This is a genomic window from Dokdonella fugitiva, from assembly GCF_014138265.1.
Lineage (GTDB): Bacteria > Pseudomonadota > Gammaproteobacteria > Xanthomonadales > Rhodanobacteraceae > Dokdonella_A > Dokdonella_A fugitiva_A.
This window is the reverse complement of record NZ_JACGXL010000003.1, coordinates 1-17,719: the sequence shown is the minus strand read 5'-3', so window position 1 is coordinate 17,719 and position 17,719 is coordinate 1. Positions and strand designations below refer to the sequence as shown.

Annotated in this window: 17 protein-coding genes; 13 read left to right on the top strand and 4 right to left on the bottom strand. The window is 68.2% G+C overall.

What is annotated here, in order from left to right; translation table 11 throughout:
- The first annotated feature begins 250 nt into the window (after positions 1–250).
- The 4 genes from FHW12_RS10460 (at position 251) to radA (ending at position 5,600) form a co-directional block, all read left to right on the top strand.
- Entirely contained in the window at positions 251–1,636 is a 1,386-nt protein-coding gene (locus FHW12_RS10460) for a replicative DNA helicase (RefSeq protein WP_182530983.1), read from the top strand.
- 218 nt (positions 1,637–1,854) lie between these two features.
- Positions 1,855–2,934, top strand: a complete 1,080-nt coding sequence (gene alr / locus FHW12_RS10455; protein ID WP_182530982.1) for an alanine racemase — start codon at positions 1,855–1,857, stop codon at positions 2,932–2,934.
- A 124-nt stretch (positions 2,935–3,058) separates the two neighbouring features.
- Positions 3,059–4,150 (top strand): hypothetical protein, encoded by a 1,092-nt coding sequence (locus tag FHW12_RS10450; protein WP_182530981.1) that lies wholly within the window; start codon positions 3,059–3,061, stop codon positions 4,148–4,150.
- Positions 4,151–4,220: 70 nt separating this feature from the next.
- Positions 4,221–5,600, top strand: a complete 1,380-nt coding sequence (gene radA, locus FHW12_RS10445) for a DNA repair protein RadA (RefSeq protein WP_182530980.1) — start codon at positions 4,221–4,223, stop codon at positions 5,598–5,600.
- Between the two features lie 46 nt (positions 5,601–5,646).
- On the opposite strand, the gene FHW12_RS10440 is transcribed toward radA, so the two are convergent.
- Genes FHW12_RS10440 through FHW12_RS10430 form a run of 3 tightly spaced genes read right to left on the bottom strand, consistent with a single transcriptional unit; the run spans position 5,647 to position 7,099 of the window.
- Entirely contained in the window at positions 5,647–6,033 is a 387-nt protein-coding gene (locus tag FHW12_RS10440; protein ID WP_310735210.1) for a DUF488 domain-containing protein, read from the bottom strand.
- Positions 6,030–6,305: a hypothetical protein gene (locus FHW12_RS10435; RefSeq protein ID WP_182530979.1), complete on the bottom strand. Its 276-nt coding sequence runs from the start codon at positions 6,303–6,305 to the stop codon at positions 6,030–6,032. The genes FHW12_RS10440 and FHW12_RS10435 overlap by 4 nt, the downstream gene beginning before the upstream one ends.
- Entirely contained in the window at positions 6,302–7,099 is a 798-nt protein-coding gene (locus tag FHW12_RS10430) for a cytochrome C assembly family protein (RefSeq protein WP_182530978.1), read from the bottom strand. Before FHW12_RS10430 ends, FHW12_RS10435 begins: the two co-directional genes overlap by 4 nt.
- Before the next feature lie 113 nt (positions 7,100–7,212).
- Between FHW12_RS10430 and ffh the strand changes: the two genes are divergently transcribed.
- From ffh to htpG, 9 genes are all read left to right on the top strand, one after another.
- On the top strand, positions 7,213–8,601 hold the full coding sequence (ffh, locus tag FHW12_RS10425; RefSeq protein ID WP_182530977.1) for a signal recognition particle protein: 1,389 nt from the start codon (positions 7,213–7,215) through the stop codon (positions 8,599–8,601).
- Positions 8,602–8,776: 175 nt separating this feature from the next.
- A complete protein-coding gene (locus FHW12_RS10420) occupies positions 8,777–10,525 on the top strand; it encodes a DUF1800 domain-containing protein (protein ID WP_182530976.1) in 1,749 nt (582 codons plus the stop codon).
- Positions 10,526–10,535: 10 nt separating this feature from the next.
- On the top strand, positions 10,536–12,014 hold the full coding sequence (locus FHW12_RS10415) for a DUF1501 domain-containing protein (protein WP_182531364.1): 1,479 nt from the start codon (positions 10,536–10,538) through the stop codon (positions 12,012–12,014).
- 4 nt (positions 12,015–12,018) lie between these two features.
- Complete coding sequence (locus tag FHW12_RS10410) at positions 12,019–12,537, top strand: hypothetical protein (protein ID WP_182530975.1); 519 nt, start codon at positions 12,019–12,021, stop codon at positions 12,535–12,537.
- A gap of 229 nt (positions 12,538–12,766) precedes the next feature.
- Positions 12,767–13,018, top strand: coding sequence for a 30S ribosomal protein S16 (rpsP, locus tag FHW12_RS10405; RefSeq protein WP_182530974.1), 252 nt, complete (start codon positions 12,767–12,769; stop codon positions 13,016–13,018).
- 4 nt (positions 13,019–13,022) lie between these two features.
- Positions 13,023–13,538 (top strand): ribosome maturation factor RimM, encoded by a 516-nt coding sequence (gene rimM, locus FHW12_RS10400; protein WP_182530973.1) that lies wholly within the window; start codon positions 13,023–13,025, stop codon positions 13,536–13,538.
- Positions 13,539–13,600: 62 nt separating this feature from the next.
- Positions 13,601–14,371, top strand: coding sequence for a tRNA (guanosine(37)-N1)-methyltransferase TrmD (gene trmD, locus FHW12_RS10395; RefSeq protein ID WP_182531363.1), 771 nt, complete (start codon positions 13,601–13,603; stop codon positions 14,369–14,371).
- 56 nt (positions 14,372–14,427) lie between these two features.
- Positions 14,428–14,793, top strand: coding sequence for a 50S ribosomal protein L19 (gene rplS, locus FHW12_RS10390; protein ID WP_220484415.1), 366 nt, complete (start codon positions 14,428–14,430; stop codon positions 14,791–14,793).
- A gap of 414 nt (positions 14,794–15,207) precedes the next feature.
- The gene (htpG, locus tag FHW12_RS10385; RefSeq protein WP_182530971.1) at positions 15,208–17,079 is read left to right on the top strand and encodes a molecular chaperone HtpG; all 1,872 of its coding nucleotides are present in this window, start codon (positions 15,208–15,210) and stop codon (positions 17,077–17,079) included.
- A 99-nt stretch (positions 17,080–17,178) separates the two neighbouring features.
- Here the strand turns inward: htpG and FHW12_RS10380 are convergent.
- On the bottom strand, positions 17,179–17,719 hold a 541-nt coding region (locus FHW12_RS10380), incomplete at its 5' end, for a PPC domain-containing protein (protein WP_182530970.1).

The window sequence follows — 17,719 nt, the reverse complement described above, 5'->3', positions numbered from 1 at the left end:
TTGAAACACGAAGGACGCCAAGGAACACGAAGTGGAGCGATCATGGAGAAGGCTCGGATTGCATCGCATCACGATGGTGCGTTCGAGCGGGCGGCAGCCGCTGCCTGATCATGTCTTCCTTCGTGTTTCGGTCTTTGCGCGTCCGTGCTCTGCAAAGAGAACATCACACACAGGTTATCCACAGAGTTGTTGTCTCGACAGCTGAGACGGCGCCGCGGATGATTCACCGCCGAACGAACGCGCCGTCACCATGGCCCTGACCGAACGCAAGAACGTCTCCAGCATCGAAGCGCTGCGCGTGCCGCCGCATTCGGTCGAGGCCGAGCAGGCCGTGCTCGGCGGCCTCATGCTCGCGCCCGACTCGTGGGACCGCGTCGCCGACCGCCTCGTCGAGGACGACTTCTACCGCAAGGACCATCGCCTGATCTACCGGGCGATCGGCGAGCTGTCGGCGAAGAGCATGCCGTACGACGCGGTCACGCTCGGCGACTGGTTCCATGCGCAGAACCTGAGCGAGATGGTCGGTGGCGCGAGCTACGTGATCGAGCTAGCGAATTCCACGCCGAGCGCCGCGAACATCACCGCCTACGCGGACATCGTGCGCGAGAAGTCGGTGCTGCGGCAGCTCATCGACGCCGGCACCGAGATCGCCGGCGACGCGTTCCAGCCGGAAGGGCGCAGCAGCCAGGAGCTGCTCGAGGTCGCCGAGCAGAAGGTATTCCACATCGCCGAGGCCGGCGCGCGCGGGCGCAAGGGTTTCGTGCCGATGCGCACCGCGGTCAAGGAAGCGTTCCAGATCCTGCACCAGCGCTACGAGAACCGCGGCTCGGTCACCGGCCTGCCGACCGGCTTCATCGACCTCGACGAGATGACCGCGGGCCTGCAGCCGTCCGACCTGATCATCGTCGCCGCGCGCCCGTCGATGGGCAAGACCGCGTTCTCGGTCAACATGGCCGAATACGCCGCGCTGAAGACGAAGAAGGCGGTCGCGATCTTCTCGATGGAAATGTCGGCCTCGCAGCTCGCGTTCCGCCTGATCTCCTCGCTCGGCCGCATCAACCAGCAGCACCTGCGCACGGGCGACCTCGCCGAGGAGGAATGGCCGCGCGTGACCAACGCGATCACCCTGCTCAGCGAGGCGAAGATCTTCATCGACGACACGCCCGCGCTGAGCCCGAGCGAACTGCGCGCGCGCTCGCGCCGCCTCAAGCGCGAGCACGACCTCGGCCTCATCGTGATCGACTACCTGCAGCTCATGCAGGTGCCCGGTACGAAGGAGAATCGCGCCACCGAAATTTCAGAAATCTCGCGCAGCCTGAAGGCGCTCGCGAAGGAACTGAACGTGCCGGTGATCGCGTTGTCGCAGCTCAACCGTTCGCTCGAACAGCGTACCGACAAGCGCCCGGTGATGGCGGATCTGCGCGAATCGGGCGCGATCGAGCAGGACGCGGACGTGATCATGTTCATCTACCGCGACGAGTACTACAACCCGGAATCGGGCGAGAAGGGCGTCGCCGAAATCATCATCGGCAAGCAGCGTAACGGCCCGACCGGGCACGTGAAGCTCGCCTTCCTCGGTCACTACACGAAGTTCGAGAACCTCGCGAGCAACAGTTACGCAGGGACGTTCGAGTAACGACGACCGTCGAAGGACGGTCGGCGCGGCCGCCGCGGGATGCGAACGGCGGCAGCGCCTGGTCAGCCAGCAGGAGCGGCACCGGCCGGTGTCGCAGGGTGCTGCCAGCGCCACGACGAGGCTGCGGCGCCGTGTGCGGGCCGCTCCTGCGCGGCGTTGTGCAATCCGTACCGGGCGAAGCAGACGCTTCGTCCCGGACCTTCGACAAAGGAGCCTGCATGCGCGCGACCAGCGCGACGATCCACCTCGGCGCGCTGCGCGAGAACCTGCGCCGCGTGCGCGAACTCGCACCCGGTGCGCGCGTGATGGCGGTGGTCAAGGCCGACGGCTACGGTCACGGCCTCGAGCGCGTCGCGCGCGCGCTCGAGGGCGCCGACGCGTTCGGCGTCGCCGGCATCGCCGACGGCCAGCGCCTGCGCGCGGCCGGCGTATCGCAGCGCATCGTCGTGCTGTCCGGCCACGACGAGGCGGCCGATCTCGCCGAGATGCGCCGCCTGCGACTCGACACCGTCGTGCACAGCGATGCGCAGGTCGACCTGCTCGCCGCCGATGCCGACCCGCGCCCGCTCCGTGTCTGGCTCAAGCTCGACACCGGCATGCACCGCCTCGGCATCCCGCCCGAACGCGCGCGCGAGGTGCACGCTCGCCTGCGCGCGCTCGCCTGCGTGGATCGCGACATCGCGTTGATGACGCACTTCGCGAACTCCGACGTGTTCGACGACGCGATGACCACGCAGCAGATCGAACGCTTCGAGCGCGGCGTGTCGGGCCTCGACGGCGAGCGTTCGCTGTCGAACTCGGCCGGCGTGCTCGGCTGGCCGGAGGCGCAGGGGCAGTGGATTCGCGTCGGTGGCGCGCTGTACGGCATCTCGGTCGTCGCCGGCCGCATCGGCGCCGACTTCGGCTTCCGTCCGGCGATGACGCTGGCGACGCGGCTCGTCGCGGTCAATCGCGTGCGCAAGGGCGAGTACGTCGGCTACGCGGCGACCTGGCAGGCGCCCGAGGACATGCCGGTCGGCGTCGCCGCGATCGGCTACGGCGACGGCTATCCGCGCCACTCCGACGGCGCGACGCCCGTGCTCGTCAACGGCACGCGCGCGCTCGTGGTCGGGCGCGTGTCGATGGATCTAGTCACGATCGACCTGCGCCAGCATGCGGACGCCAAGGTCGGCGACCCGGTCGTGTTGTGGGGACGCGGCCTGCCGGTCGAGGAAATCGCCGCGCACGCCGACACGATCGGCTACGAGCTGACCTGCGGCGTGACGCGCCGCGTGCGCTTCGTCGAGGACGACGGCTGACGCAGCGGGTCGCCGTTGCGTGCGGGTTCCTGTCGCGACGACGCGATTCGCCGTCCGGCGCCTGCCCGGATTGCGCGCCGCCTTGCGTGTGGCACTCGATGCCATCCTCACGAGGCTCCCCGCCATGCGCCATCGCAGCACCGAACCCGCCCGTCGCGGCGTGCTCCTGCCGATCCTGTTCGTCGCGACGGCATTCATCGCCGACGCGCGCGCGGGTACCGTCATCGGTCATTGCGTGTCGACCGCCCAGCAATTGCAGAACGCGCTGACCTCCGCCTCGACCGGAGGGCAGTACAACGGCATGGACAATCGCATCAAGATCGTCCAGGGGCTCTACCAGACGCGCCTCGTCACCAACCCTTCGCCGGGAGCGTTCTACTACTCGAACACGGCGGCCACCGGCACGCTGTCGATCGAAGGCGGCTACAACGCGGATTGCAGCGCGCGCTCCGGCAATCCGCTGGCGACCCTGCTCGACGGCAACGGCCAGTACCAGGTCATGGACCTGCGCAGCCGGAAGGCCGCGATCCAGGTCAGCGGCGTCACGATCGAGAACGGCGAGACGTCCGCCGACGGTGGCGGCCTGAGCATCAACATCGAAGGAACCGACGACAGCGCGGCGACCGTGTTCGACACGATCATCCGCGACAACCATACGACCTCGGCCGGCGGCGGCCTGTACGCGGCCTCGGACGGCGCCGGCAACCGCACGGTCGTCCACAACACCCTGATCGTCGGCAACGTCGCCGAGCAAGGCGAATCCGCGGTCGAACTCGTCGGCGGCGGCGACGGCGTGGCGTTCTACGACAACACCGTCGCGGACAACAGCGTGCCCGGCAGCGACGATTCGCAGCGCTCGGTCTACATCGACGGCGCGAGCTGCGACGTCGCCAACAACATCGTCCAGCACAACGTCAACGGCGGCTTCTGGATGTCCTGCCCGACCGCGACGCTGTACTTCAACGACATCGGCCACATCCTCAACGACAGCGGCGCGGTACAGGCGGGCAACATCGCGGTCGATCCCGGCTTCGTCGACGCCGGCGGCGGCGACTACCGCCTCGGCGCCGATTCGCCGCTGCTCGGTCGCAGCCACTGGCTGACCGGCGGCACGGATCTCCTCGGCGCGGCCTATCCGCTGCACGGCCACCAGGACTTCGGCGCGTACGAGGACACCGTGTTCATCGACGCCTTCGACGAGTCCGTGCTGTTCTGACCGGTGGCGCCGTCTTGGCCCGTGCGACGCGATCACGGCATGATGCGGTGATCGACCCACGGGAGACCCCATGGCCAAGGCCAAGACCGCCTACGTCTGCGCCGAGTGCGGTGCCGAGCATTCGAAGTGGCAAGGGCAGTGCATCGAATGCGGCGCATGGAACACGCTCGCGGAAATCGTCGTGCAGCCGGCCGCGAAATCGGTCGCGGCGTCGCGCACGGGCTATGCCGGCGCGGCGGGGCCGGCGAAGATCACGCGCCTTGCGAGCGTCGCCGCGGAAGCGGAGCGGCGCAGCGACACCGGCATCGGCGAACTCGACCGCGTGCTCGGCGGCGGCCTCGTCGCCGGCTCGGTCGTGCTCATCGGCGGCGATCCCGGCATCGGCAAGTCGACCCTGCTGCTGCAGATGCTCGGCACGCTCGGCCAGCGCGTGCGCGGACTGTACGTGACCGGCGAGGAATCGCTCGCCCAAGTCGCCGGACGCGGCCAGCGCCTCGGCATCGCCCTCGACGGCCTCGACGCGCTCGCCGAAACGTCGATCGAGCGCATCCTCGCCGAAGCCGCGAATGCGAAGCCCGACGTGCTCATCGTCGATTCGATCCAGACGATCTGGACCGAGCAGCTCACCGCGGCGCCGGGCTCGGTGTCGCAGGTGCGCGAATCGGCCGCGCGACTCGTGCGCTTCGCCAAGGAATCGGGCACGAGCGTGTTCCTCGTCGGCCACGTGACCAAGGAGGGCGGCATCGCCGGGCCGCGCGTACTCGAGCACATGGTCGATGCGGTGCTCTACTTCGAAGGCGAGTCGGGTTCGCGCTTCCGCGTGCTGCGCGCATTCAAGAACCGCTTTGGCGCGGTCAACGAGCTCGGCGTATTCGCGATGGGCGACAAGGGCCTGCGCGAAGTGCCGAATCCGTCCGCGATCTTCCTCTCCGCGCACGCGCGACCGACCGCGGGCAGCGCGGTGATGGTCACGCGCGAGGGCACGCGGCCGCTGCTCGTCGAGGTGCAGGCGCTGGTCGACCAGAGCTCGCTCGGCAACCCGCGCCGCGTCGCGCTCGGCCTGGAGCAGAACCGCCTCGCGATGCTGCTCGCCGTGCTGCACCGCCACGGCGGCGCGGCAGTGTACGACCAGGACGTGTTCGTCAACGTCGTCGGCGGCATCCGCGTGCAGGAAACCGCGGCCGACCTGCCGGTACTGCTCGCGGTGCTGTCGAGCTTTCGCGACCGGCCGTTGCCGGACAAGACCGTCGCGTTCGGCGAAGTCGGCCTGTCGGGCGAGATCCGCCCGGTGCCGAACGGCGAGGAGCGGCTCAAGGAAGCCGCCACGCACGGCTTCCGCCGAGCGATCGTGCCGAAGGCGAACGCGCCGAAGAAGTCGCGCATCGGCGAGATGGAGATCCTCGCGGTCGATCGCCTCGCGGATGCATTGTCCACCGCGTGGGAGGCGTAGGGCGTTCAGCGCGGTCCCGCTGCCGTCCGCGTTTTGCGCGCGGGATTCACCGGCCGCGCGGTCGGCGCGATAGGCGCTCGAGTTGGAGTACGCGCAGCAGGACCAGCGCATGCGTGTGCGCGCTGTCCTTGGCGGCGTAGACGAGCGTGGCCACGCCTTCGGACGAGAGTCGGCGCAGTTCGGCGACGGCATCCGGTCGCTCGCGCAGTTCCGCCTCGTAGCGCGCGCGGAACTCGTCCCACTTCGCAGGATCGTGACCGAACCAGGTGCGCAGCGCCGCACTCGGTGCGACGTCCTTGAGCCAGACGTCGACCTTCGCGGCCTCCTTGCCCAGGCCCCGCGGCCACAGCCGGTCGACGAGGATGCGCAGGCCGTCGGTGTCGGAAGCCGGTTCGTAGGCGCGCTTCATCTGGACGAGGGCGGGTGCCTTCACGCCGCGAGCCGGCGCAGCAGTCCGCGAACCAGCACGGCGATCGCGACGATCGTGGCGACGATGCCCAGTTGCGCCAGAGCCGGCAGGGCGAGCAGCCAGCGTGCGAGTTCGGATGCCGAGCAGAAATCTTGCCGCGAGCCGAACAGATGCTCGCCGCACGCACGCCGAACCTGGTTGACCGCGACGAACAGGAACGGAATGCCGACGATCGCCGCGATGCCGAGCGCGTGCGCGAGGACCCGCAAGGGAATTGCCGTGGACGATCCCTTCATGTGGTCCTGTGCAGCACCAGTTCGAGCACGAACTTCGAGCCGAAGAATGCGAGCAGCAGGATCGCCATGCCCGCCAGCGTGAGGTTGACCGCGCGACGCCCGCGCCAGCCCCAGGCGCGGCGGCCGTACAGCAGTGCGCCGAACACGATCCAGGCGAGGATGGACAGTACGGTCTTGTGCGCGAGGTGCTGGGCGAACAGGTTGTCGACGAACAGGATGCCGGTCAGCAAGGTCAGGCTGAGCAGCACGAAGCCGGCCGCGATGAGGCGGAACAGCAGGGTTTCGGTCAGGGTCAGCGGCGGCAGCGAACGCAGCAGCGCGCCGAACTGGCGATGGCGCAGCGCGCGTTCCTGCAGCGCGAGCAGGATCGCGAGTGCGGCGGCGATCGACAGCACGCCGAAGGCGAGCAGGGCGACGCTCACGTGCAGCTTGATCTGCCAGTCGATCGGTTGCGGCGCGGTCGCCGGCGCCGCGTAGGCGTCGATCGCGAGCAGCAGCGCGGTGAGCGGGAACACGATGACGCCGAGCACGGCGACCGGGCGCGTGAGGTTGACGATGAGGGTCAGCGCCGAGACGACGCCGGCGACGAGCGACAGCGCCGAGAAGAAATGCAGATCGAGCGCGCCGCGATGTGCACCGAGCAGCACGCCCGCGTGCGCGAGCACGGCGAGGGTGGCGATCGCGAGCGGCAGTTTCGCCGGCGCGTCGCCGCGGCCGAGCAACGGTCGCGCCAGCAGGGCGCTGGCGAGGAGGTAGGCGAGGATCGCGAGCGCGGCGAGGATCGGGCTGAGCATGCCCACAAGTGTGGCACAGCGCGCCTGCCTGGATCGGCATCCTGGATCGGCATCGGGATGCAGCCGGCGCGAGGGCGCTATAATCGCCGCCTTTTCCGCTTGCCGGTCCGCCCATGTTCGAGTCGCTCAGCCAACGCCTGTCCGCCACCGTCCAGCGCCTGCGCGGCAAGGGGCGGCTGACCGAGTCGAACATCCGCGAGGCGCTGCGCGAGGTGCGCATCGCGCTGCTCGAGGCCGACGTCGCGCTGCCGGTGGTGCAGGCGCTGATCCAGCGCGTGCAGGTCAAGGCGCTCGGCCAGGACGTGCTGCGCAGCCTCACGCCGGGCCAGACCCTGGTCAAGGTCGTGCGCGACGAGCTGACCGCGGTCATGGGTACCGCGAACAGCGATCTCAACCTCGCCGCGGCACCACCCGCGGTCGTGCTCATGGCCGGCCTGCAGGGTGCGGGCAAGACGACCACGGTCGCCAAGCTCGCGCGCTTCCTCAAGGAGCGACGCAAGAAGAAGGTCATGGTGGTCAGCTGCGACGTCTACCGCCCCGCGGCGATCGAGCAACTGCGCACGCTCGCCGGCCAGGTCGAGGTGTTGTTCCATCCCTCCAGCGGCGAGCAGGACCCGGTCGCGATCGCGAAGGCCGCGCGCGACGCGGCGGCGCGCGCGTTCGCCGACGTGCTCATCGTCGACACCGCGGGCCGCCTGCACGTCGACCAGGACATGATGAACGAGATCAAGGCGCTGCACGCGGCGCTCGATCCGATCGAAACGCTGTTCGTGGTCGACTCGATGACCGGCCAGGACGCGGCCAACACCGCCAAGGCGTTCGCCGACGCGCTGCCGCTGACCGGCGTCGTGCTGACCAAGACCGACGGCGACGCGCGCGGCGGTGCGGCGCTGTCGGTGCGCTACGTGACCGGGCGCCCGATCAAGTTCATCGGCGCGGGCGAAAAGGTCGACGCGCTCGAGCCGTTCCATCCCGATCGCGTCGCGACGCGCATCCTCGGCATGGGCGACGTGCTGTCGCTGGTCGAGCAGGTCGAGCAGGGCGTCGACCAGGAGAAGCAGCGCAAGCTCGCCGAGAAGGTCATCAAGGGCAAGCGCTTCGACCTCAACGACATGCGCGACCAGCTCGAGCAGATGGTCAACATGGGCGGCATGGCGTCGCTGATCGACAAGCTGCCCGGTGTCGGCTCGCTGCCCGACCACGTCAAGTCGAAGGTCAACGACCGCGAAGTGCATCGCATGATGGCGATCATCGGCTCGATGACCAAGAAGGAGCGGCGCCATCCCGACCTGCTCAACGGTTCGCGCCGCGCGCGCATCGCGCGCGGTTCCGGCATGCAGCCCGCCGACGTCAACAAGCTGCTCAAGCAGTACCAGCAGATGGAAAAGATGATGTCCAAGCTCGGCAGCGGCGGCCTCAAGGGCCTCATGCGCCAGATGGGTTCGGCGATGAAGGGCATGGGCGGCGGCGGCTTTCCTCCGGGCGGCCTGCCCGGGCGCTGATCGCCGGCGATGGCCTTCGCGCGGTCGGGTGTCAACCGACCGCGCGTCCGCGCGTTCGCACCGGACGTCGATCTGCCATCACCGAGTGGGGCGATCGTCACAACCGCCGACGATCGCAACGGCTAAAGTGCGCCGCTCCGGTCACCGGACCACCGGCCACTCGTGGGGATGCGCGATGACTCGCTTCAGCAACGCATGCGGCGCGCTCGCCGTATTCGCTTCGATGGTCTGCACGGGCGCACACGCCGCCACGCACGACCGCCTGTTCGCCTACGGCTTCGATCCCGCGCCGGACGCGCCCGCCGACGCGAACGAGGCGTCGCGCTTCCTGACCCAGGCGACGTTCGGGCCGACCACGGCCGACGTCGCGCGCCTGACCGCGCTCGGCTACGACGCCTGGATCGAGGAGCAACTCGCCAGGGCGCCGACGCTCGGCGCGCCGGCCGTCGAACAGGTCGTCAACGCGCGTACCGCGGCGGCGCAGAGCGTGAGCCAGTCGCAGCGCATCCAGCGCTGGTACTGGCAGGCGGCCTACGCGCCCGACCAGCTGCGCCAGCGCATGGCGTGGGCGCTCAGCCAGATCTTCGTGATCTCGGACCAGAGCAGCGCGATCGGCAACTACATCGTGCCGATGGCCGGCTACTACGACATGCTCGCGAAGGACGCGTTCGCGTCGTATCGCACGCTGCTCGGCGACGTGACGTGGCATCCGATGATGGGCCGGTACCTGTCGTCGTTCCGCAACCAGAAGCCGAGCGCGACGACGAGCCCCGACGAGAATTACGCGCGCGAAGTCATGCAGCTGTTCTCGATCGGCCTGGTGCTGCGCGACATGGACTTCTCGCCGATCCTCTCCAACGGCGTCGAGATCCCGACCTACGACCAGACCACGATCACGCACACGGCGAAGGTGTTCACCGGTTTCACCTGGAGCGATGCACCGCTCAACCCGCCCAATTTCTACGGCGGCGGCTTGACGTTCGCCGCCCAGTACGCGCCGATGGAATGCTTCGGCACCGAGCATTTTCCGGCGAGCGGCAGCGGCAGCAACAACATGCGCCACGACATCACCGGCGACGACGGCACCACAGCGACGCCGAAGACGGTGGTCGGCGGCGTGACGATCCCGCCGAACCAGACCTGCGCGCAGGACGTCGGCGACGAACTCGACATCCTCGCCGCGCATCCGAACGTGCCGCCGTTCGTCTCGCGCCAGCTGATCCAGCGCTTCGTCACGAGCAACCCGTCCCCGCAGTACATCGAGCGCGTCGCGCAGGTTTTCGACGCGCCGGGCGCGAACCTCGGCGACGTGATCAAGGCGATCCTCATGGACGACGAGGCGCGCCATCCACCCGCGCTCGCGAGCGGCGACCACTACGGCAAGCTGCGCGAGCCGATCCTGCGCCTGACCGCGGTGTGGCGTGCGTTCAACGCACAGGCGCAGGCGCCCGACGCGTACGGCGAAGTGAAGATGAGCGCGGGCAACGGCCAGACCAGCTCGTTCGGACAGGGGCCGCTCGAATCGCCCACGGTGTTCAACTTCTACGAACCCGACTACCAGCAGCCCGGGCCGTTCGCCGACAACGACCGCTATTCGCCGGAGCTGCAGATCCTCAGCGAGGCGAGCGCGTACTCCACCGGCAACTCCTATTACAACTTCAGCGCGAAGGCCTACGTGGGCATGTCCAATCCGCCGACCGACCGGCCGCTGATCGACCTGTCGTCGCTGACCGCGAACGCGACCAGTCCGGCCGCGATGGTCGCGACGATCGACAAGAGCCTGCTGTACGGCACGATGTCGGCGAACATGAAGGCGACGCTGACCGGCATGCTGGCCAACCTCAACGGCGCGTCCGCGTCGGAGAAGGCGTGGTCGGCGATCTACGTGACGATGCTGTCCCCCGAATTCGCGACGCAGCGCTGAGGAGACGACGATGAGCCATTCACGCAACTCGCGCCGCGACTTCCTGCGCACGCTCGCGCTCGCTGCCTGCAGCGGCGGCACCGCCGCGATGTTCCCGCAACTGCGCATGATGGGCACGGCGCTCGCCAACACGCGTTCGCTGCCCGGCTACAAGGCGCTCGTCTGCGTCTATCTCGCCGGCGGCAACGACTCGTGGAACCTGCTCGTGCCGTTCGACACCGCGCGACACGACGTCTACGCGGACGCGCGCGGCGGCGTCTACAACGCGCAGTCGAACCCCGACGGCCTTGCCCTCGGCATCCCGGCCGGCACCGACGTCGCGTTGCAGAAGATCGTCGACGGCAACGATTCGAGCAGCGCGACGAACCAGTACTTCCTCCACCCGGAACTGGACGATCTCGCCGCGCTGTACCGCGCCAACAAGCTCGCGTTCGCGGTCAACGTCGGCACGCTGGTCAAGCCGATCGTGAAGGCCGACTACTCGACGCCGGCGAACCGCCCGCCTCAGCTGTACTCGCATTCAGACCAGGAAAACCTCTGGCACCAGGGCACCAGCGTGACCAACCGCGTGGTCGGCTGGGGCGGCCGCTGCGGCGACGTCGTGCATGCGTCGAACCCGAACCAGGATCTGTCGACCTGCATCTCGATCTCCGGCGCGAACCGCTTCGAAGTCGGCCTGTCGACCGTGCCGTACCGCATGTCGTCGAGCGGCCTGTCGTCGTTGAACGGCATGTGCAATCCGACGCCGTGCAGCGGCGTCAGTGCCACCAGCGTGCGCGACAACGCGCTCAACACGCTGCTCGCCGATACCTATGCGAACGATTTCGCGGGCGAATACACCAAGGTGTTCGGGCGCAGCCGCGACCTCTACAACCTGCTCAAGACCGGTCTCGACGGGACCACGCTCGTGCAGCCGTTCCCGGCCAACAATTCGCTCGCCTCGCAGCTGCAGATGGTCGCGAAGATGATCAAGCTGTCGAAGGCGCAGAACTATGCCGCGCGGCAGATCTACTACGTGCGCCTCGGCGGCTTCGACCTGCACTCGGGCCTGATGTCCGGCAACAACGACCACGGGGACCTGCTCAAGCTCGTCAACGACGCGATCTCGTCGTTCTGGCTCGCGCTCGCGCCGGGCGACGTCGACGCGCAGAACGAGGTCACGCTGTTCACCGCGTCGGAGTTCGCGCGCACGCTGCAGTCGAACGGCTCCGGTTCGGACCATGCCTGGGGCGGCGTGCAGTTCGCGCTCGGCGGCGCGGTCAACGGCGGCAAGCTGTACACGAATGGCGGGGGCCCGATCAGCGGATTCCCGGACCAGCACCTCGACGCGCCGAACAACTTCTCGCGCGGCCAGATGATCCCCGGCATCGGCGTCGACCAGTACGCGGCGACGCTCGCGCAGTGGCTGGGCGTGACCTCGCCGACCGACCTCGCGGCGATCTTCCCGAACCTCGCGAACTTCGCCACCGGCAACCTCGGCTTCGTCTGAGCCGATGCGGACGACGCCGGCCATCGCGGTCGCGGCCGGCATCGCACTGGCGTGCGCGTCCGCGTACGCGGGTGCGCCGCTCGGCTGCACGCGCATCGCCGACATCCCGCCGGACTATGCGATCACCTACGGCGCGGCGATCCAGGGGCTGTTCGACGACTACGCGACGAACGGCGGCAGCGCCGGCTGCATCGACTGCCACTTCGCGCCGCCGCCGATGCCGAGCGGCGGGCTCGATCTGAGCGCGGGCGCCTCGTGGGGCCATCTGGTCGGCGTGCCAAGCGGGGAGGACGCCAGCATCCTCTACGTCGTACCGGGACGGCCCGAGGAGAGCCTGCTGTTCCGCAAGGTCAACTGCGACACGCCCGGCGTCGGCGCACGCATGCCGCTCGACAACTACGGCGGCGGCCTGCTACCCGAGCAGCAGGCGTTGATCTACGACTGGATCGCGAACGGCGCGCTGCCGGGGACGAGCACGACGGTATTCCGCGACGGCTTCGACATCCGCGGCTTCGTGCCCTGAAGCGATCGCCCGCCGGAAGGGCCGGGTCGGGGGAGGGGCATGCCGCATATCGGCGGCCCCTCCGTCCAATGGCGGCCGGGCGCGGTTTTCGCCCGTGAGCCAGGGACAAGTCGTTGCAGGGCTTTATTTTTTCCTGATTCCCGCTAGAATGCCCGGCTCCCGACGCGCGACGGCCACTCACCGGCCCGGGTGCGACGTCGACGACTTCGCAAAATATCGAGCAAAAACAATGGTCAAGATTCGCCTTTCCCGTGGCGGTGCCAAGGGTCGTCCGTTCTACCACATCATCGTGACCGACGAGCGCAACGCGCGCGACGGCCGCAACATCGAGCGCGTCGGCTATTTCAACCCGATCGCGGCCGGCAAGGACGTGCGCCTCGAGCTGGACACCGCGAAGGTCAAGTCGTGGGTCGAGAAGGGCGCGCAGATGACCGAGAAGGTCAAGTCGCTCTACAAGGAAGCGAGCAAGAAGGCAGCCTGATCGCGTGAGCGGGTCGGAGAAATTCGTCCTGCTCGGCAAGGTTGTCGGCGTACACGGCGTGCGGGGCGAGCTCAAGCTCGAGTCGTACACCGAACCCCGGACGCAGATCTTCCGCTACAAGCCGTGGCGGATGCGGTCGACGGCCGGCGAAACGGTCATCGAGGAAGGCGGTCGCGGGCGAGCCCAGGGCAAGGGCATCGTCGCCGAGCTGCCCGGTGTGACGGACCGCGACGCCGCTGCGGCGCTGGTCGGCGCCGAAATCTGGGTCGCGCGTTCGGCGTTGCCGAAGGCGAAGCCCGGCGAATACTACTGGGCCGATCTCGAAGGACTCGAGGTCGTCACGGTCGAAGGCAGGCCGCTCGGCCGGGTGTCGCATCTGATCGCGACCGGGGCGAACGACGTGCTCGTGGTCAGGGACGCGGAACGCGAACGGCTGGTGCCGTTCCTGACCGGCCAGTTCGTGACCGAGGTCGATCTCGACGGTGGTCGTATCACCGTCGATTGGGATCCGGAGTTCTAGGTTGAAGAGTGCGGACAGGAGTCCGCTCTGGCTTTAGCGACCAGGACGGGCGCAAGGACAACATGCGGATCGATGTCATCACGCTGTTCCCGGATTTCATCGAAAGCTGTGCGCGGATAGGTGTCGTGGGACGCGCGCGCGAACGCGGGTTGCTGGAGATCGCAACCTGGAATCCGCGCGATTTCGCGAGCGACAACTACCGTTCGGCCGACGATCGCTGCTACGGCGGCGGCCCCGGCATGGTGATGATGATCGACCCGTTGCGGAAGGCGCTCGACGACGTGCGCGCCGCGGCCGGGTCGACGAAGGCGAAAGTGATTTACCTGAGTCCGCAGGGAACGCGGCTCGACCAGGCCAAGGTGGCGGAGCTCGCACAGCAGGAACACCTGGTCCTGTTGAGCGGTCGCTACGAAGGCGTGGACGAACGGTTTCTGGAGCGTGCGGTCGACGAGGAGATTTCCGTCGGCGACTACGTGCTCTCCGGCGGCGAACTCGCTGCGGCGATCGTGATCGATGCGGTCGGGCGCCTGCAGCAGGGTGTGCTGAACGATGCCATGTCGGCCGAACAGGATTCGTTCTCGAACGGCCTGCTCGACTGCCCGCACTACACGCGTCCCGAGCATCACGACTGGGGTGACGTGCCGGCGGTGCTGACATCGGGTGACCACGCGGCGATCGCGCGCTGGCGCCTGAAGCAGTCGCTGGGTCGCACTTGGCTGCGGCGGCCCGACCTGCTCGAACGGGTCGAGCTGGACAAGAAATCCCGCGCGTTGCTGGTCGAGTTCCAGCGCGAGCACGAACAGAACACGCCGGACCGCGAATCCGGCGAATGAAGACGGCCCGGCCAGTCCGGCGTCGACGAAAAAATCAGACCAGAGTGGTGAGTGTCATGAACCTGATCCAGCAATTCGAAGCCGCCCAGATGACCCGTTCGCTGCCGGAGTTCAGCCCGGGCGATACCGTGATCGTCAACGTGAAGGTCAAGGAAGGCAACCGCGAGCGCGTGCAGGCCTACGAAGGCGTCGTCATCGCGCGCAAGAACGCCGGCCTCAACTCGGCCTTCACCGTGCGCAAGATCTCGCACGGCACCGGCGTCGAGCGCGTGTTCCAGTCGCACAGCCCGTCGATCGACTCGGTCGTCGTGAAGCGTCGCGGCAAGGTGCGTGGCGCGAAGCTGTACTACCTGCGTGGCCTCGAAGGCAAGGCGGCGCGCATCAAGGAAGATCTTTCCGCGCACGCGAAAGACGAAGGCTGACGCCTGACCCACATCCGTCTTGGAGCATACGAGTCGCGTCTGTGCTCCTCGTCAGAGCGGCCGTCGGAAACGACGGCCGCTTTTTTCTTTGCGATCATCCCTGATCGCGGCCCGACGACGCGATCTGGCGGTCGGCCAGGTCGCGGGCGATGACGTCCAGAGCGGCCATCCACGGCCGCACTCCCCAATAGGAGCAGCTTCGTTGGGGTGAACACGGTTGGGCAGATCAAGCCATGGGGGATCAAGCCGCGTAGCGGCGGATCCGCCATGGCACGCGCGGCGGCTTCGGCCTTCGGTAGGGCGGTACGGCGGGGCGCGTGCCCGCCCGCCACACGCGCCACCCGAGCGCGCCGCTTGAAGCCCGCGCTCCCCGACTCCATTCTGGGGCGCAGCCAGATCTATGGAGGGAAATCCATGTCCACGACCGCCGAAACCCGCGCCTTCGAGGCCGAGGTCTCGCAAGTCCTGCATCTCGTCACGCACTCGCTGTACTCGCACAAGGAGATCTTCCTGCGCGAGCTCGTCTCGAACGCGTCGGACGCGTGCGACAAGCTGCGCTTCGCCGCGCTGTCGGATGCGTCGTTGACCGCCGACGACGCGGAGCTGCGCATCGAGCTGTCGTGGGACAAGGATGCACGCACGCTGACGATCCGCGACAACGGCATCGGCATGAGCCGCGAGGAAGTGATCGAGAACATCGGCACGATCGCGCGCTCGGGCACGCGCCGCTTCCTCGAATCGTTGTCGGGCGACGCACGCAAGGACACGCAGTTGATCGGCCAGTTCGGCGTCGGCTTCTATTCCGCGTTCATCGTCGCCGACCGCGTCACGCTGGTCACGCGCAAGGCCGGCGTGCCCGCGGGCGACGGCGTGCGCTGGGAGTCGGGCGGCAGCGGCGACTACACGATCGAGACGGTCGACGAGCCGCGTCGCGGCACGACCGTCACCTTGCACCTCAAGGCGGACGAAGGCGAGTTCCTCGACGGCTGGCGCCTACGCGAGCTGATCAAGCGCTATTCCGACCACGTCGCGTTTCCGATCCGCCTTCCGGTCGAGAAGGACGGCAAGCCGTCCGACGAATTCGAGACCGTCAACCACGCCGCGGCGTTGTGGACGCGCCCGAAGGGCGAGATCACCGACGAGGAGTACCAGGCGTTCTACAAGTCGCTTTCGCACGATTTCAACGACGCGCTCGCCTGGGCGCACAACCGCGTCGAGGGTTCGCAGAGCTACACCTCGTTGCTCTACGTTCCGGAGAAGCAGCCGTTCGACGCGGTGTTCAGCGGCCGTGACGAGCGCCACGGCCTCAAGCTGTACATCCGCCGGGTCTTCATCATGGACGCGAGCGAGCAGCTGCTGCCGGCGTACCTGCGCTTCGTGCGCGGTGTGGTGGACTCGGACGACCTGCCGCTCAACGTGAGCCGCGAGATCCTGCAGGAGAACCGCCTCGTCGCGCAGATCCGCAGCGCCTGCGTCAAGCGCACGCTCGACCTGCTCGAGAAGGTCGCCAAGGACGAGCCGGCGAAGTACCAGCAGTTCACCAACGCGTTCGGCAACGTGCTCAAGGAAGGCGTGGCCGAGGACGGCGCGAACCGCGAGCGCATCGCCCGGCTGCTGCGCTTCGCGTCCACGCACGGCGACGACGCGCAGAAGAGCGTCTCGCTCGACGACTACATCGGCCGCATGCAGGCGGGCCAGGACGTCATCTGGTACGTCACGGCCGACACGCACGCGGCGGCGAAGGGCAGCCCGCAGATCGAATCGCTGCGCGCGCGCGGCGTCGAAGTGCTGCTCCTCAGCGATCGCATCGACGAATGGATGATCGGTTATCTGGGCGAGTACGCAGGCAAGAAACTGCGCAACGCCGCGAAGGGCGAGATCGACGCCGCCGACGGTGCCGATGCCGAGCAGCGCAAGCAGGCCGAGGACGAAGCGAAGCCGATGCTCGACAAGCTCGCCGGGGTGCTCGGCGACGAGGTCGAGCAGGTGCGCGTGAGCCACCGTCTGACCGGGTCGCCGTCGTGCATCGTGCTCGGCGAATACGACATGGCGCTGCACATGCAGCGGCTGCTGCGCGAAGCCGGGCACGAAGTGCCCGCGGGCAAGCCCGTGCTCGAGGTCAATCCGCGGCATCCGCTCGTGCAGCGGTTCGCCGCCGAAGCCGACGCCGCACGCAGCGAGGATCTCGGCCGGCTGCTGCTCGAGGAAGCGCAGCTCGCCGCGGGCGACCAGCTCGCCGACCCGGCAGCGTTCATCGCGCGCATGAACCGCCTGCTCGCGGCCTGAGCCCGAGACGCTGGTCGCGGCCCGAGCCTCGCGTCGGTACGAATGAAAAACGGCGGCCGGTTCGCACCGGCCGCCGTTTGGTTTTCACCGAACTGCTCGTTACGGCGTATAGCTCGGCGTCAGCGTGACGCCCGAGAACGTCGAGTAGGCATTGATGCGCGCGTGGTACGTGCCGGCCGTCGGCGACGCGAAGGTGCAGGTCTCGCTGTTGCCGCTGAGGTACGGGCGGCACAGGTAGCTCGACGTCGTCGGTGCGGCGTTGAGCTGCACGTACAGGTCCGCATCCCCCGAGCCGCCGGAAATGACGAACTTGAGGTTGGTCGCGCCCGACGGTACGACGAGCGTGTAGTCGGACGTCCAGTTGCCTGCCGTCGCGGCGAGGCCGGTGACCGGCACGCCGTTCGACAACGCGGTGCCGCCACCGCCGCCGGTCGTGTAGCTGCCGGTCAGGCTCATGCCGCTGAACGTCGCGTAGGCATTGATCATCACGTAGTACGTGCCGGCCTGCGCCGTCGCGATGTTGCACGTTTCGGCATTGCCGGTCGCCCACGAGCGGCAGTCGTAGCTCGACGTGGTCGGCGCGCTGCCGAACTTCACGTAGAGGTCGCCGTCGCCGCTGCCGCCCGAGGTGACGAACTTG

What these genes read in the sequence shown, in the direction of transcription:
- htpG (WP_182530971.1), top strand. Translation starts at nt 15,208, where the DNA reads ATGTCCACGACCGCCGAAACCCGCGCCTTCGAGGCCGAGGTCTCGCAA.
- FHW12_RS10410 (WP_182530975.1), top strand. Translation starts at nt 12,019, where the DNA reads ATGCGGACGACGCCGGCCATCGCGGTCGCGGCCGGCATCGCACTGGCG.
- alr (WP_182530982.1), top strand. Translation starts at nt 1,855, where the DNA reads ATGCGCGCGACCAGCGCGACGATCCACCTCGGCGCGCTGCGCGAGAAC.
- FHW12_RS10460 (WP_182530983.1), top strand. Translation starts at nt 251, where the DNA reads ATGGCCCTGACCGAACGCAAGAACGTCTCCAGCATCGAAGCGCTGCGC.
- FHW12_RS10430 (WP_182530978.1), bottom strand. Translation starts at nt 7,099, where the DNA reads ATGCTCAGCCCGATCCTCGCCGCGCTCGCGATCCTCGCCTACCTCCTC.
- FHW12_RS10415 (WP_182531364.1), top strand. Translation starts at nt 10,536, where the DNA reads ATGAGCCATTCACGCAACTCGCGCCGCGACTTCCTGCGCACGCTCGCG.
- FHW12_RS10450 (WP_182530981.1), top strand. Translation starts at nt 3,059, where the DNA reads ATGCGCCATCGCAGCACCGAACCCGCCCGTCGCGGCGTGCTCCTGCCG.
- rpsP (WP_182530974.1), top strand. Translation starts at nt 12,767, where the DNA reads ATGGTCAAGATTCGCCTTTCCCGTGGCGGTGCCAAGGGTCGTCCGTTC.
- rplS (WP_220484415.1), top strand. Translation starts at nt 14,428, where the DNA reads ATGAACCTGATCCAGCAATTCGAAGCCGCCCAGATGACCCGTTCGCTG.
- FHW12_RS10435 (WP_182530979.1), bottom strand. Translation starts at nt 6,305, where the DNA reads ATGAAGGGATCGTCCACGGCAATTCCCTTGCGGGTCCTCGCGCACGCG.
- radA (WP_182530980.1), top strand. Translation starts at nt 4,221, where the DNA reads ATGGCCAAGGCCAAGACCGCCTACGTCTGCGCCGAGTGCGGTGCCGAG.
- FHW12_RS10420 (WP_182530976.1), top strand. Translation starts at nt 8,777, where the DNA reads ATGACTCGCTTCAGCAACGCATGCGGCGCGCTCGCCGTATTCGCTTCG.
- trmD (WP_182531363.1), top strand. Translation starts at nt 13,601, where the DNA reads ATGCGGATCGATGTCATCACGCTGTTCCCGGATTTCATCGAAAGCTGT.
- ffh (WP_182530977.1), top strand. Translation starts at nt 7,213, where the DNA reads ATGTTCGAGTCGCTCAGCCAACGCCTGTCCGCCACCGTCCAGCGCCTG.